Origin of the sequence: Paenibacillus senegalimassiliensis, from assembly GCF_001486585.1 — a bacterium.
Lineage (GTDB): Bacteria > Bacillota > Bacilli > Paenibacillales > Paenibacillaceae > Fontibacillus > Fontibacillus senegalimassiliensis.
Genome location: NZ_LN909046.1, coordinates 1,101,551 through 1,116,475, shown reverse-complemented (window position 1 = coordinate 1,116,475; position 14,925 = coordinate 1,101,551). Strand labels below are relative to the sequence as shown.

16 protein-coding genes and 1 pseudogene are annotated in these 14,925 nt (G+C 48.4%); 4 read left to right on the top strand and 13 right to left on the bottom strand.

Annotation, left to right across the window (positions count from 1 at the left end):
* Positions 1-99 precede the first annotated feature (99 nt).
* From BN3279_RS19230 to BN3279_RS19215, 4 genes are all read right to left on the bottom strand, one after another.
* Positions 100-519 (bottom strand): DUF2500 domain-containing protein, encoded by a 420-nt coding sequence (locus BN3279_RS19230; RefSeq protein WP_059053062.1) that lies wholly within the window; start codon positions 517-519, stop codon positions 100-102.
* A 208-nt stretch (positions 520-727) separates the two neighbouring features.
* Entirely contained in the window at positions 728-922 is a 195-nt protein-coding gene (locus BN3279_RS19225; RefSeq protein WP_059053060.1) for a hypothetical protein, read from the bottom strand.
* Positions 923-1,163: 241 nt separating this feature from the next.
* Positions 1,164-2,474 (bottom strand): WD40/YVTN/BNR-like repeat-containing protein, encoded by a 1,311-nt coding sequence (locus BN3279_RS19220; RefSeq protein ID WP_059053058.1) that lies wholly within the window; start codon positions 2,472-2,474, stop codon positions 1,164-1,166.
* Positions 2,475-2,555: 81 nt separating this feature from the next.
* Complete coding sequence (locus BN3279_RS19215; protein ID WP_232436890.1) at positions 2,556-3,548, bottom strand: polysaccharide deacetylase family protein; 993 nt, start codon at positions 3,546-3,548, stop codon at positions 2,556-2,558.
* A gap of 320 nt (positions 3,549-3,868) precedes the next feature.
* Between BN3279_RS19215 and BN3279_RS19210 the strand changes: the two genes are divergently transcribed.
* A complete protein-coding gene (locus tag BN3279_RS19210) occupies positions 3,869-4,795 on the top strand; it encodes an L-lactate dehydrogenase (protein ID WP_059053054.1) in 927 nt (308 codons plus the stop codon).
* A 179-nt stretch (positions 4,796-4,974) separates the two neighbouring features.
* Here the strand turns inward: BN3279_RS19210 and BN3279_RS19205 are convergent, their stop codons facing one another.
* A complete protein-coding gene (locus BN3279_RS19205; protein WP_059053052.1) occupies positions 4,975-6,072 on the bottom strand; it encodes a DUF3900 domain-containing protein in 1,098 nt (365 codons plus the stop codon).
* A gap of 37 nt (positions 6,073-6,109) precedes the next feature.
* On the bottom strand, positions 6,110-6,565 hold the full coding sequence (locus BN3279_RS19200) for a CBS domain-containing protein (RefSeq protein ID WP_059053050.1): 456 nt from the start codon (positions 6,563-6,565) through the stop codon (positions 6,110-6,112).
* 203 nt (positions 6,566-6,768) lie between these two features.
* Between BN3279_RS19200 and BN3279_RS19195 the strand changes: the two genes are divergently transcribed.
* Together BN3279_RS19195 and xerS are read left to right on the top strand one after the other, a co-directional pair.
* Positions 6,769-7,425, top strand: coding sequence for a spermine/spermidine synthase domain-containing protein (locus BN3279_RS19195; protein WP_059053048.1), 657 nt, complete (start codon positions 6,769-6,771; stop codon positions 7,423-7,425).
* 69 nt (positions 7,426-7,494) lie between these two features.
* Positions 7,495-8,586 carry a tyrosine recombinase XerS gene (gene xerS, locus BN3279_RS19190; protein ID WP_059053046.1) on the top strand — a complete coding sequence of 364 codons (1,092 nt, stop codon included), beginning with the start codon at positions 7,495-7,497 and terminating at the stop codon, positions 8,584-8,586.
* Positions 8,587-8,615: 29 nt separating this feature from the next.
* Here the strand turns inward: xerS and lpdD are convergent, their stop codons facing one another.
* The 3 genes from lpdD to BN3279_RS19175 are packed head-to-tail and all read right to left on the bottom strand — an operon-like array spanning position 8,616 to position 10,623.
* Positions 8,616-8,960, bottom strand: a complete 345-nt coding sequence (gene lpdD, locus BN3279_RS19185) for a prenylated flavin chaperone LpdD (RefSeq protein ID WP_059053044.1) — start codon at positions 8,958-8,960, stop codon at positions 8,616-8,618.
* Between the two features lie 38 nt (positions 8,961-8,998).
* The gene (locus BN3279_RS19180) at positions 8,999-9,931 is read right to left on the bottom strand and encodes a dihydroorotate dehydrogenase (RefSeq protein WP_059053043.1); all 933 of its coding nucleotides are present in this window, start codon (positions 9,929-9,931) and stop codon (positions 8,999-9,001) included.
* Positions 9,928-10,623, bottom strand: a complete 696-nt coding sequence (locus BN3279_RS19175) for a dihydroorotate dehydrogenase electron transfer subunit (protein WP_059053040.1) — start codon at positions 10,621-10,623, stop codon at positions 9,928-9,930. The genes BN3279_RS19180 and BN3279_RS19175 overlap by 4 nt, the downstream gene beginning before the upstream one ends.
* A gap of 176 nt (positions 10,624-10,799) precedes the next feature.
* On the opposite strand from BN3279_RS19175, the gene BN3279_RS19170 reads away from it, so the two are divergent.
* Complete coding sequence (locus BN3279_RS19170) at positions 10,800-11,552, top strand: polysaccharide deacetylase family protein (protein ID WP_059053038.1); 753 nt, start codon at positions 10,800-10,802, stop codon at positions 11,550-11,552.
* Between the two features lie 61 nt (positions 11,553-11,613).
* On the opposite strand, the pseudogene BN3279_RS19165 reads toward BN3279_RS19170, so the two are convergent.
* The 4 genes and pseudogenes from BN3279_RS19165 to BN3279_RS19150 form a co-directional block, all read right to left on the bottom strand.
* Positions 11,614-11,961 (bottom strand): annotated as a pseudogene (locus BN3279_RS19165) (3D domain-containing protein); the annotation flags it as partial.
* Positions 11,962-12,408: 447 nt separating this feature from the next.
* Entirely contained in the window at positions 12,409-13,131 is a 723-nt protein-coding gene (locus tag BN3279_RS19160) for an amino acid ABC transporter ATP-binding protein (protein ID WP_059053034.1), read from the bottom strand.
* On the bottom strand, positions 13,118-13,780 hold the full coding sequence (locus BN3279_RS19155; protein WP_059053032.1) for an amino acid ABC transporter permease: 663 nt from the start codon (positions 13,778-13,780) through the stop codon (positions 13,118-13,120). Before BN3279_RS19155 ends, BN3279_RS19160 begins: the two co-directional genes overlap by 14 nt.
* 98 nt (positions 13,781-13,878) lie before the next feature.
* A complete protein-coding gene (locus BN3279_RS19150; protein ID WP_059053031.1) occupies positions 13,879-14,730 on the bottom strand; it encodes a transporter substrate-binding domain-containing protein in 852 nt (283 codons plus the stop codon).
* Positions 14,731-14,925: the final 195 nt, after the last annotated feature.

The window sequence follows — 14,925 nt, the reverse complement described above, 5'->3', positions numbered from 1 at the left end:
GCGCTTCCGTCAGGCTTCTGCTTTTTGTATTGTCCGAAAGTTCCAACGACATAGCCTTCCTTTCATTTTTGCTAAGAATGTTGCTGCATGAGCCCGCGCTCAGCCAGAGCTATGGAATCTGCGATATTCCTGCACCTCTGTCACATACGTTCGCATAACCCGCTCAAACCCGTGATACCGGCGGCCCTGAAACGTCAGCTTCCCCTCATCTCCTTCTGCGCTTTGGCCATACTCCAGACCAGAGACAGCAAATTCCAGGCGGTCACCGCTCTCCACCTCGAACGTGAGATAATACCTGGTGTCAGACCGGTTAACGGAAGTATCCGTATCATGCCGATGCGTCACCTCGGTGCGCTTACCGACAATCACAGAGGTTACGCTTAGCACAGGCTGTCTGCTATTGCCCAGGCTGCGCAGCAAGCCACCTGCTGCGGTAAGTGCAAGTAGGCTCACAAGGACGAATAGCAAAATCGGCAAGCCGCCTTCCATCATTTCGAACATTTCCGTCCAAGGCTGCATAGCTTCATCCTCCTTACTAGAGGTAGCGTTTCAAGGCTGTCTTTCTCCTTCTCCACTTATGTATATGCCTGGCCCGTGAGAAACTTGTTATTCCCCGTGTCCGGAAAATATACCACTCTTGTCCATAAATTTAGGGACAAAACAAAAAACCTCCAAATCCCGGTTACGGATGGAGGTCTAATCGTAATTCAAGCTTTGTCTGATTAGCTTAAGCATAATACTGGAACAGCAATTGACGGGTTTCTTCCGCACCGTCTGTCTCACCGCTTAATTCAGCGTCAAGTCCTTGTTCTGCCCAGCAAGCCTGACACATTTCCTCAGTCGTACACAGATGAGCGTCTTCACAATTGTAGCAAAATTGAAGGAAGTTGCGAGTTACCGTTTCTTGAGCTGTTGTTTTCATAAGATCCACTCCTGTCAATTTGTTTTGGAGCTTAGCTCCGGGCTATCATGTCTTATTTCTGCTTGTTGTTCCTTACAAGTTAAATATATCACAAAGTCTGAAATATACAACGTGATAAATTTCACAATATGATGAACGTCACAAAATTATTTTCTACACCATGCAAAAAAAAGGCATGACAACGGGCGTCATGCCTTCATCTAGTCCACTTCGTGATAAAAAATGCTATTGGAGTTACCTCTCAAAGTACCTGCCAGCTCTGTCCTCCATCCTTTGTTTGCAGCAATAAGGACCGTTGTTGATCCTCCTTGGCTACAAGCAGCCAACCAACACGTGATGAGAAAAATTGCAGCTTTACAATTTCAGGATAGTCCTGCAGGATCTTCTGAAGCTTGCGACTCTCCGGCAAGGGCTCCCAATGGCTTCCTTGATCCGTGGTGTAGTACACCGTGGAGTCAAGAATTGTCCAGCCCTCCTCACTACTCAGAAAGGTAGGCGCAAGAAATTCATTAATACCTTCCTGCCAGGACAGCTTAAACGGCACCAACGACCAGGAATGCCCGGCATCCTCCGTGAAATAACCGTTATATTTGGTCGAGTCTCCACGACTACAACCGATGGGAACCCAGCCTTCTTGTTTATTCTCCGAGAAGAAGGAGATCGTCCCCATGGTAAAGCTGTCACAGGTCGTGTATTTATCCCCGTCAAAGAATTGCCCGTTCTCCTCCCAGGTTAATCCCCCGTCCTCAGTCATGTAGAGCTTGGGATAACCTTGCTGGATGTCTCCGATAAATCCATGCCGCACGCTTGTAAATGTTAACGAGAGATTGTCCTCGGAAATGAATTCGTCACTTCGGGTCGAAGTCGCATCACTGGAAAGACTCAATCCAAAACCTTTGTCCAGCCCGAGCGGGTTCTCAAAGCTCTGCCCACCATTCTCTGTGGCATATAGTGAATAGCGTTCTTCTACAATAGAGCCCCCGGTTTCAGAGAGCATCCAGCCATGAGCCGGATCGGTGAAGTACATGGCCGAGACTGCATTATTCTCCGGGAAGGAGTTGACCTTCCACGTTGCCCCTCCATCAGTAGTGCGCAACATAATTGTGTCCTCAGAACCTTTGGCATTCCGGACAATAAACCCGTGATTGGGGTCCAGGAAAAAAATATCCTTACCGTACTCCGGCGTTTCCGTGAACTGGAGGGAAGCTGCAGGCGATATATTTGTCCAGGTCTTACCGTTATCCTGCGTCATATATAACCTTAATTCATTGCGAGTACACCCCCAGGCCAACCCCGTTGTTGCGCTAAGCAATTGAAAATCCGTTAGCCGAGTCTGAATCTGATAACGATTCTTCCCGTCCTCAGCCGGGGTCTGGGCAGCGGGTATCCCCTGATTCTCTGCGACTGGAGGATTTATCACCGTGATTGTCTGGCCTTTCTCGGGTGGATCATCGTCCTGTACCGGTACGGCAGCCGGAGGCGGTTCGTTCGTGCAGGCCGTCGTCAACAGCAAGCCACAAGCCAGCGCTGCTCCGGCGAACTTGCGCCACATTTTCAAAACCGAACTACCTCGCTTTCTACGTTGAATTTGTACATTTATTATAGCATAGCCATTCAGACAGCAAAGTAGCGGTTAGAGCCTTGGATCATTGTCGAAATTAACAGAAAAATGCTGCTCTGGCTTATATACGGCGAACGCATATCCTTTTTCTTGCAAATACTCGATAATTTGAGGGAGCATGGCCACCGTCTGCGCCTTCTCATGCAATAAGATGACCTCCGTATCTCCCTTCACCTGCCGCTTGATCTCTTGTAAGATCAGCTCTGGCTTGGCAGCATTCTTCCAGTCCTTAGAGTCTACCGTCCAGTCCCACATTTTGAAGCCTGCTTCGGCAATCTCATCGCGAAAAGCCTGGTTAATCTCCGGTTTGCTGCCATAAGGTGCACGAATCAACGCAGGTGAGGTCCCGATCAACGCCTTGACCATTTCTTGCTCTTTGGTAAATTCAGCGATAAAATGATCAGCATTTCCGCTATCATACAGCTTCTTTTTGCTATGACTCATACTATGTAAGCCGATGTAATGACCTGCCTCTGCCGCATCCTTGACCGCTTGTTGATGACCACCAAGCTGGTTGCCGATCATGAAGAAAGTGCCGTGAACCTGATAGCGTTCCATGATTTCCAATAAAGGCTCGGTGTACTTCCCAGGACCGTCATCAAAGGTTAAATATATCGTTTTTTGAACTTTGGGGGTATCCGGCTTGTTGATTTGCTCTACAACCGTATTTGGTGGCTGCTGAGCTGGAGGTGGAAGCTTGACCGGTTCGGGAACGGAAACGGGGTTCTGCGGTGTAGGTGCCGGGTTGGCAACTGGCTCCGGCTTGGCAACCGAAGTTCCCTCCTCCAAATTTTCTTCCGAGGCAGCCAGACCAGGGGGCACCACTTGTTCCGCACGGTAGTGCCGATTCGGGTTCGAGCCAGATATTACTGGAATAAGGGCTGCTGCAGTCAAAGTCATGGCCGCGAGCGACAAGGCCATAGCCGTAATAACGACAAATTTTGCAGAGTGCGTGCGTTTGGAGCGATTTGTGTGTTGTTCTCTTCTGCTGATGTAAGACGGCATAGCCAATCACCGGATTCCTCTCTCTTATCTCTATGTACTAGAATAATATAAATAGAGAGTTTCATCCTTACAGAATCGTTAATCTGTGGTTACAAAGTAATAACAAATTCCAGATGACTAATTTAGTTAACATAACATAAATTATGTTACTCATTGTTTAAAAAATGAAAATCCCCTATTTTACTTTAAATTGAGGGCATTTATGGAGTACAATGGAAATTGGTACAAAAATGCATTTCTCGTCGGCTAATGACGAGGTTAATAATCTCAATATTAGCGTAATCTAAAACTTGCAGAATACTACCCTAGGAGATGAGAACATGAAGAACAAGTTACGTTCCAGTCGGGTCGTTATTATCGGAACCGGAGCAGTAGGTTCTACGACCGCGTACACACTGCTGCTACGAGAGCGTATCTCGGAGCTTGTATTAATTGATGCAAATAAGGAAAAGGCACTCGGCGAAGCACTGGATATGAATCATGGACTGCCCTTCACTGGCGGAGTCAAGTTATGGGCTGGAGATTATAGCGATTGTGCCGATGCCGATGTTATCGTCATTGCAGCCGGTGCTTCTCAGCGTCCTGGAGAGACAAGAATTGATCTGCTGAAGCGAAACTCCGATATATTTGATAGCATTATTCAGAATATTGTGAAATATAACGACCATGCCGTCATTCTGGTTGCCACAAATCCGGTGGATATTTTGTCTTATGTAACTTTGAAGAAAAGCGGCTTCCCCTCCAATCGCGTCATTGGTTCCGGTACGCTGCTCGACAGCGCTCGTTTCCGTTATTTAATCGGACAGAACAAGAAGATCAATCCGCGTAGTATTCACGCCCACATTATCGGTGAACATGGCGATTCAGAGCTTCCACTCTGGAGCTTGGCTAACGTGGCTGGCATTGGGCTGGAGTTCTCTGCTGAGGATCAGGAAGAAATATTCAACAGCACGAAGAACGCTGCTTACGAAATTATTAATGCCAAAGGGGCAACCTCCTATGCCATCGCATTAGCACTGGACCGGATTATTGTCTCTATTCTTCAAAATGAAGCCTCTGTCCTGAATGTTTCGACATTATTAAAGGATTACAACGGGATATCCGACGTTTATCTCGGTGTACCAAGCATCGTGGATCGCAGCGGGGTTCGTGAAGTGCTGGACCTGCAGCTTAGCGATGAGGAGTTGGCACAATTCCACGCGTCAGCGAACAAGCTAAAGGCAGAGATTGCTAAGCTGGAGCTATAAGATTTCTACAAAAGAACCTTCACAACCACTTCTTGAGGAAGGGGCGTGAAGGTTCTTTTCTATGTCATATATTTGTGAGTTAAGCCCCATTATATAGGGAATTCAACTATAGTTAATATAATTAATTAATATAATTCACCTAATTAATTAAACGTTAAATTAGACTATCCTTCTCCCCTCTAAAACGGTGGCAGCATATCGTCTTCTTCCTCGGGTTGCTTCTTCTCCAGTAGGCGCTCTGCTACGCGATCAAAGGGCTCAGGCTGTAACAGCTCGACCGGTGAGAAGGCCTTGTCGAACGTAAAGGAATCCCCTTCAAGAATGACGGCATATCGACCGTTCAGCCTGGCAATATGAATCTGATCGCCAAAGTCCGCCAGTCGCCCCTTCACCAGCGTATCGCCGATACGGAACTTAAGCTCAATTTCCGGCTTAATTTCAATGATACGTTCCGCAGCTTCATATACCTGCTCAGGCTCCCATTTGTCCTGAATGTCCCGCTTCTCACTGGCCGCCCATAGTTCCAGCTCCTTCTCGACTTGCTGGCGCTCTTCCCCGCCTTCATCAGGCCATTTCGTTTCTACAAAGGTCTGAACGTACTCCAATACCTGCTCATTAACAATCTCGGGAATGGACAGCTCGTAGGTAACAAAGCGAAGAAAGTCCTCGAAATATTTGGCGTGGGAGGATTGATGGATTTTCAACTCCCATTCATCTACCAATCCCTCTTCTTCCATGTACGGATATTGAATGGACTTCATGTTCCGGGCACTAATGGCCATCTCTACCTGACTGATCAGACTGCGTTCATCGGAGATTCGGGCAATCTTCGGTTCGAAGTCGCATTTAAGTACGAAGATAAATGGAGGCTCTGAATAATTGTCCAAATCGGCTTGGACGACGATCAAAGCGCCGCCCCGGACTGCACTTGCATCCAGATAACCACGGACTAGATCGTCGCAGGCATTTTTATAATCCTCTTTATTATCTGCGGCCCGCAATCGGGCGAACATATTGAAGTTCGGATTGCTATCAAGCTCATATCCCGGCTCAACGATAAAACGGCCGATCTTCGTCGGCGCTTGCTCCACAGCGGGATTCTTATCTACCTTGCGCTTTGCGATGCGCTTGAACTCACCGTCCAGGAACAGCTTGACCTCGCTATCCAGATATTCATAACCGTCCAACGTTTGATAATGCTTGTAGTTCTTTCCCTGCCCCTCCTTGCCCTCGACCTGTATAACAAAAAAGGATAAGTGCTTAACACTAAATTTCATTGTTGCGTAGCTCCTTTGAAGTGACGTTCCAAACCAATTATAGCAAGGATTTGAAAGAGTGCCTGATGACATCCCCTCGGCTGATGATTCCAACCAGGACACCATTGCGCTCCACGGGCAGCTTCTTGATTTGCTTTTTCCCCAGGATTGCGGCAATATTCTCTAATTCTTCATCCCATGAAACTTTAATGACCTTCCTCTTGCCTATTTCCATGACGCTGAGATCAAGCAGGCGCTGCGCCCGTTGCTCGAAGGCTTCTGAATCCCCTTCGAATACCGCTACATAGTAGAACGAATCGACGACCACATCCCGATGCTTGCCGATATACCGCATAATGTCTCCATCACTGATGTAAGACACGATTTCATTCCGCTCATTAACAATGGGAAGGCCGCTGATCCGGTACTCCATAAACCTCTGAATCACCGACCGGACCGTATCGCTCTCTTTGACCTTATATACTTGCTTGATCATGATTTCATGGGCCTGCATAGCCACATCCCCCTTATCTAATGGAATTATACAACGACAGGACAGCTTGTCAAATGACTTGTGATGTATTCATTTTTCTCCACATCCATGCTATGGTACGATAAGTTTATGTCTATTAGCGTTGCTTCGCTCCAAAAAGGCAAGGCAAACGGATATAGTTTACATAACAATAATTATGTTCGATTACAAGGAGGATACAAACTATGAATGATGTAGATTGTCCCGCCCAAGTCATTGAACGGGCCACTACGCCTCGCGGCGAAATTCAGTTGCAGCGCAGAGGAGAGTATTTCGAAGTCATTAGCAATGGTACCTTTCTGATGGCGACCTATAATGGTGACTCAGAGCGGTTATTGGTTCGCCGCGCGCTACAGCTCACTTCCCGGCGGGATCATGTGCTGATCGGCGGTTTGGGTGTAGGCTTTTCATTGCAGGAAGCCCTGCTTGACCCAACCGTTCACACCGTCACCGTTGTTGAAATTGAAGATAAGGTTATTGAATGGAACCGGTCTATATTGGCTGAGGCATCCGGACAAGCCTTGGCTCATCCCAAGACGAGGTTGGTCCATGCAGATTTAGTCACGTGGTTACGAGAGACTCGCGAGACATTCGATCTGATATGTCTGGATATCGATAATGGGCCGGATTGGCGAGTATTTGACGACAATGCCTCTTTATATGATGTTGAAGGTCTAAAGGCGCTTCGTTCCCGGCTACGTGAAGGAGGATGCCTGTCCTTCTGGAGCGCTACCCCTTCCCCTGATTTCGCCAGACAACTGGAGGAATTTTTCGGACGCGTGGAGAGCTGTGAGGTGCCGCAAGCCCATGGCGATCCGGATTATATTTTCCTGGTCCGTTAGCTACTGTAGCCCGTACCAACCGCAGGCTGCCCATGATTCAACACGCTTTTTAGATTGGAGGGGTATTCATTGAAAATTCAAAGGGTCATTGACCGCAAGAAGCTGGATGAGAAGGTAGTTAGCTTGCCTTGGTTCATTCAGCAATTTATCGACTATAAGCTACCTGACCTTTCCCCTTCCACTTTGCTGGAATACGTTCGGGATTATGAGCAATTTCTGACCTGGCTTCGGGCTGAAGGACTGACTTCCGCAGAGAAGAATGCAGATATCACCCTGCTTGACCTGGAAACCTTACATATGGAGAGTATTGTTGGCTACCGACTGCATTTAACAACCCGTACGGAAGGCACTAACTCTAGAATCACCGTCTCGCGAAAAATGTCCTCCCTGCGCTCCTTGTTTCATTACTTGAGCCAGATTGCCGAGGATGAGCATTTCTATCCCTTGCTGAAGCGTAATATTATGGCCAAGGTAGAAATCAAGCGGATTCACAAGCCCAAGGATACTGCGGCCAAGCTAAAAGGAAAGATCCTGGAGGAAGACGAACTGATGGAGTTTATTGCTTACGTCGCGGAAGGTTATGGTCAGGATATCACCGATAACAAGCAAGCCCTGTACGCATATAGACTGAACAGCGAACGCGATGCCTGCATCGTCAGCCTGATTCTGAATTCCGGGCTCCGTGTGTCCGAAGTCGTGAATTTGAATATAGATGATCTGGATTTGGCCAATAAGCTGATTTACGTCTACCGTAAAGGGAATAACGATGAGACCTTCAAGACTCCCGTCTACTTTCGCGAGCAATCCAAGGAGGACCTAGCAGCCTATCTCGTGCTGCGCCAGGAGCGTTATCATACGCCCAAGCGAGAAAAAGCCCTTTTCGTTGCCATTCCTAACGGCCAGAAGGAGGGCAAACGCATGACCAAGCGAGCCATGCAGGCCATGATTATCAAGTATGCCAAACGCTTTGGCAAGCCTTATCTGACCATTCATAAGCTTCGTCATTCTTTTGCCACGGACTATTACTTGCAAAATGATATCTATAAAACCAAAGAACAACTTGGACATGCCTCCACAGAAACGACTGAGGTGTACGCCCATCTTACCGACAAGACCATGTCCGAGGCCATTGAGCGCCGGACTGATACTGATGAAATTTGAACCAGATTTGAAAAGAAACAGCAGCGTAATCATCCTTCAAACGGATCGTTACGCTGCTGCTCTTGTAAATACTGATCAAGCAGTTCGGAAGCTTGTCTTGAGATGGCGATAATCTCTTCCTTCGTGAGGTCATCATAATGAATGCCCATCACAACCGTCACGGTCCGCTGAAGAGCGGCCGCAGCGCGCTGGGCAAACTCTCCACTCAGCGTATGCTCCTTATGTCCAGGAACAGCAGAGGTCTGCACCTCTGTTCCTTCGCCTGCTGCATAGGCGGTAGAAGCTGAGCCGATATGCGCTACGCCACCCGTTATGACAAGTAGCAAATCCCGGCCCACAGGAATTGCCTTGAGCTTGATATCATCATAGTTCACGTTGCCGTTCCTCCTATATAAACGAGATTGTCTTCATTTTATAGGATTCCACGGATTTCGTCCAAGCTGCTTATCCCTTCCTGTTCCATAAAGGCCTCCAGGCCTGCTACAAGCTGTTCCCCGGCCCGCATTTGGACGAAGTTATGCGTCCCTACCTGAATGACAGTAGCTCCAGCCATAATGAACTCAATGATATCCTCCGTACTGCTGATTCCCCCCATCCCCATGACGGGGAACGTTACCGCTCGGCACACCTGATGCACCATACGAAGGGCTATCGGCTTGATGGCTGGGCCGGACAAGCCGGCATACAGATTATCGAACATGCTGCGTCGCTTGTAGATATCAATCTTCATGGCCGAGAAGGTGTTAATCAGTGACACGCCGTCTGCCCCTTCCTCCTGGCACATCACCGCCATGCCTACAATGTCTTCGGCATTGGGCGATAGCTTGACCACCAGCGGCAGTGTAGTGGCTCCGCGCACCTGACGTACTACCTCACGGGCTATCTCAGTATTGATACCGTAGGCCATACCGCCCGCCTTGACGTTGGGGCAGGAGATATTAAGCTCAATCATATCGACGGCCTGACGGCCAGCCTGCGCCCGCCAAGCAGCGTCCTCATCAATCAACCGGGCCCCTTCCACATACTCTTCAATCGTGTTGCCACCCAGATTGGCGATCCGAGCCAGATCCAGCGACTCCCAGCGTGGACATTCTTCTTGCAGAAATGCAGCTACGCCCGGGTTCTCCAGGCCAACACTGTTAAGCATGCCGGAGGCGGTCTCCGCTACTCGAATACCATCGTTGCCGGCTTTGAGATGAAGGGTGAGCCCTTTTCCAGACAGACCGCCCAACTTGTTAATATCGTACAATGCGCCGTATTCTTTCCCGAATCCAAACGTGCCGGAGGCCATGACGATCGGGTTCTTGAACGCTACACCCGCGATACTACAAGAAGTATCTATCATTGGAACACCACCTCCTCGGCAGGGAATACCGGACCATCGGTACAGGCCTTCTTCCGTCCATCCTGGCATTTGACGCTGCACACCAGACATGCCCCTATAGCGCAAGCCATCCGGTTCTCCAGAGATACGTAGACCTTGGCCTGCGTGCCGCTCTCCGCCTGTTTGCGCTGAACGGCATGAAGCATGGGATGAGGACCGCAAGCCACTATCGTATCATAGGCATGAAAATCAACCTGATCCAAAATAACTCCGCCCACGTCCACTGTTACCTGTCCCATAGCGGCTTGCTCGAATTCCTCCACCATATAGGACTCACGGCTAAAGCCCAGATACACATCTGCCTCTGGTACTTCCTTGAGCGCATAATAAAAAGGAGCAATACCGATGCCCCCTCCAATAAAAGCCGTTTTTCCTTTCGGCAAGGTAAATCCATTGCCAAACGGCCCTTCCAATTCCAAGGGATCACCAGGCTTCAATGCCGATAATATGGCCGTTCCCTCGCCAGCTTCCAAAATCAAAAACTCAATTCGGCTGCCGCTTATATTGAAGATGCTGATCGGACGCGACAGCAATGGATAACGCTCACCCGCGCGAAGCATGTAAAACTGTCCCATTTTCCCTGTAAACTGCCCTTCGGCCTCTAGCTTGAAGACCCCTTGGGCTACCTGCTGATTAGCTATCACCGTTGCCATGAATCCACCTCGTTCTTTTGTTCGCTTCATCACAGAATGCCAGTTTTTCGCGCCAACAGTCTGTGATATTTGTCACTACGAGTAGCTGAGGCATAGCTGAACACCCTAATGTTCCGAAATTTCATAAATTTTAAGCAAATGGACATAACAATAGGACGATGAATGGAGGTGCAGCATTGCCTGATTTGCGCAAGAAATGGGTGTTGTTTCTAACCCTGGTGTTGCTCGTTACTGTTCCAATCAGTACCGCTCAGGCCTCCGTGCGCGATAAGCCTTCCAGTCTGGGAGAGCTGCGCAAGAAATACTCGGAGACCTTTAAATTCCGTGGGCCGGATACGAAGCAGGTAGCCCTTACCTTTGATGATGGCCCCGACCCCCGATTCACTCCGCAAATCCTTGAAATCTTAAGTCAAAAAGGGGCCAAGGCGACCTTCTTCGTTGTTGGGGCAAGGGCGAAGAAATTTCCGGCTTTACTGGAGCGAATGCACCGAGAAGGTCATGTTATCGGAAATCATTCCTTCAACCATCCCCCTTTCCGCAAGCGTACGGTAAAACAGTTCGTTAGCGAAATCGAACGCACAGAGCAGGTTGTTGAGCGCACCGTAGGTTATCGACCCAAGCTCATTCGCCCGCCGTATGGGGAAATTAATGAGGAGCAGGTTAAGTGGGCCAAAGCAAATGGCTATAAGATTGTGAACTGGAACGTGGATTCACTGGACTGGAAAGGGCTGAACAAGGAACAAATTAAAGCGAATGTGCTGCAGGCCACCGGGCCGGGTGCAATTATTCTGCTCCATGCCGGCGGGGGCGTGGGTTCTGATCTGTCCGGTACTATTGAGGCTCTGCCTGACATTATAGAAACGCTCCGTGCTAAAGGCTACGAATTCGTGGACTTGGCCGAGCTGCTACAGACCAGTGCTTCCCGGTGATCTGATATAACAAAAGAGCTCCCTCAAGGAGCTCTTTGCTTTTAAAAGTTAGCTGAACAATTTAGTCCAGTACATATAATTTTACATCTTGGTAGCCAAACGTTTTGACAAAGGATTGGCTGCCTGGAATGAAAATATCAATGCGGTTCCCCTTAATGCTTCCGCCCTGATCCGTAGCCGTCGCCACAAAAGCTTGATCCGGCAAGCCATCATGGCTATGGCCTGTCACCAGGACCTTGGTTCCCATCGGGATGATCTTGGGGTCGACCGCAATCGTACCCAACTTCAGCGGATTGCCCAAATAATCAACGGCCCCCCATTTGCCATTCTCGCTGGCGGCCTTGCTATAGGCTGACGCTTTGACCTGTATTGTATTGGAGTAAGTAAACGTCTTGCCCCAAGCTACAACGACCTCTTCAGAGACGACGTTCAGCTTGGATACGGCTTTATGTACCGATTCGGCATGTGCCGCTGTATTTTGAAATAAAAGGGTTACACTTGCAGCAACAATGGCTGCCTTGGCGATTTTGGTTCTGATATTACTGTTCAAGGTTGTCCCTCTCCTTATATATCATTTGCCGGTTCGCTTTCGGCCTTAATGAATATATCACAATTTTGTAACCAGTTGGACAGGTAAATCCGACCAATTGCGCTCATCTACTGTTACGAAGGTGGTAAGAGCCATGCAGATTCATTGATGGCCACCAAGCCGTGGTTGGAAAATAACTCCAACATGCATAATTCGGGAGCCACAAACGTTACATTTTGTTCTTCATATTTGGCGCAAGCAAAATCAGAATACATAAAGAAAAAAGCTGCCGAGATCATCACTCGACAGCCTTTTATGAACAACCTCTTAAAGCACTTTACTTAAAAAATCCTGAGTACGTTGGTGCTGTGGAGAGCCAAACACCTGCTGCGGGGTACCCTGCTCCAGAATAACGCCCTGATCCATAAAGAGGATACGGTCCCCTACCTCGCGGGCAAAGCCCATTTCATGGGTGACGATGACCATCGTCATCCCCCGTTCAGCAAGCTTCTTCATGACGTCCAGCACCTCGCCCACCATCTCGGGGTCAAGTGCCGAGGTAGGCTCATCGAACAGCATCACATGCGGCTCCATAGCCAAGGCACGCGCGATGGCAATCCGCTGCTTCTGACCCCCTGATAATTGAGACGGATAGCCGTCCCGCTTATCCTCCAGTCCAACTGTACGCAACAGTTCTACGGCAGAGGCTTCCGCTTCGGCCTTGCTTTTCTTTCTAACGCGGATTGGTGCCAAAGTAATATTATCCATGACGGTCTTGTGCGGGAACAAGTTGAACTGCTGGAACACCATGCCCATCTTCTCGCGGGTCTGATTGATATTATGACGCTTATCGTTAATTAACTCCCCTTCAAAGCGAATTTCGCCTTCCGTTGGAGTCTCCAGCAGGTTCAGACAGCGGAGAAACGTACTTTTCCCCGAGCCACTGGGACCAATCACTACGACAACTTCTCCCTTGGAAATCTGGAGATCAATGCCCTGCAAAATATGCAACGCTCCAAACTTTTTATGCAAGCCCTTAACGTTGATCACTGGTCTTCAACTTCCTTTCGAAAATCCCGAGAATGCGGGACAGGGTGAAAGTCAACACAAAGTACATGACGGCTACGATCAGGTAAGGAGTCATACCATCATAAGTAATCGTGACTACCGATTGGGATTGGAAGATCAGTTCCGTCGTACCGATAATCGATACGATGGAGGATTCCTTGATAATCGTAATAAATTCGTTCCCGATGGCTGGCAGCACCGATTTGATCGCCTGAGGAATAATGATATGCCGCATCGCCATTCCTTTGGTCATGCCCAAGGAACGAGCCGCTTCCCCTTGGCCCCGGTCTACTGCCTGAATCCCCGCCCGGAAGATTTCAGCCAGATAAGCCGAGCTGTTAATCGACAACGTGATCGCACCAGACTGAATCGGGGTGAAATTAATATCGAACATAAAGGCGAGTCCATAATGAATGATCAATAACTGCACCATCATTGGCGTACCGCGCAGGAATTCCACCCACGCATGGCCGAAGAACCGAACAACACGCCACGAAGACATCCGCAGCATGGCGATGCCAAGACCAAGGATAAAGCCACATACCACACTGATGGCTGCCAGCAACAGCGTATACTGCACACCTGCTAGAAAATAACTTCGATATTCCACAAACATTGAGATCAGTTCCATAAAACCTTTATTCCTCCTCCGTTACCTTAACCTTTTAACCAAAAAAAGAGAAAATAGCGAAGAATGCTCCGCTATTTTCTGCAAGGTAACAATCGCGATTATTTCTCGGCTAGCGCGCTCGCTTCTGTAACGAATCGGTCGATGCTGCCGTCACCCAGCAAGCGGTCGAGCGTTGTGTTCACTTGATCAAGCAGTTCCTGATTGCCCTTCTTCACACCGATAACGTAGCCTTCATCTTCGTTCTCCACTTTAGCATCGGTAATGACCAAGCCTTCTACATTCTTCACGAAAGATTCAGCAACAGGACCTTCCAGAATGGCCGCATCTACGCGGTTGGTGTTAAGTTGCATTACAATATCATTGATTTTGGCCAGCGCTGTCAGCTTGGCATTTGGAATCTCTTGAGCAATACCCTCTTGAATAGAGCCTAGCTGTATCCCGATCTTGGCTCCTTCCAGCGATTCCATGGTAGCAAATTTATCTTTGTCAGCCGCACGGGTAACAACAGCTTGCTCCGCCGTGTAGTAAATTTTCGACATGTCAATTTGCTCGGCACGCTCTGGTGTTGGACTAAGTCCCGAAATGACGAGATCAATCCGGCCGCTAGCCAGCTCATTCAGCAGGGAATCGAATTTCAAGTCCTTGATTTCCAACTCCGCGCCCATGTCCTTGGCAATCTCCTTGGCAATTTCGATATCGAAGCCAACAATCTCGTCCGCACCTTGTTCATTCTTGATATGGAACTCATATGGCGGGAAATCTGCGCTTGTACCCAGAATCAGCTTCTTGGCAACATCTGTTTCCGGCTGGGAGCCTTGTGTTTCATTTTGGCTTTGATTGTTCCCCGTTGTATTGGCAGCTCCGTTGTTGCTATTTTTTTCCTGACCACAAGCGGCCAAGACCATCGTAAGCATCATAACCGCTGCTAACAATATACCCCATTTTTTCATAATATCTCTCCTGTTCTTCTTTCCATATTCACATTTACTCTGGATAATCACTGGGCTAATTATAAATCAGTTTGTATATATATGCAAAGGTATTTTCATAGCCTTCATCATATAGTCACACTTCTTCTTCATGCGTCTTAGCAAGGAGCTATTTGTTTATAATACTTTGGTCAATTAGCAGGCTGCTCATTCATG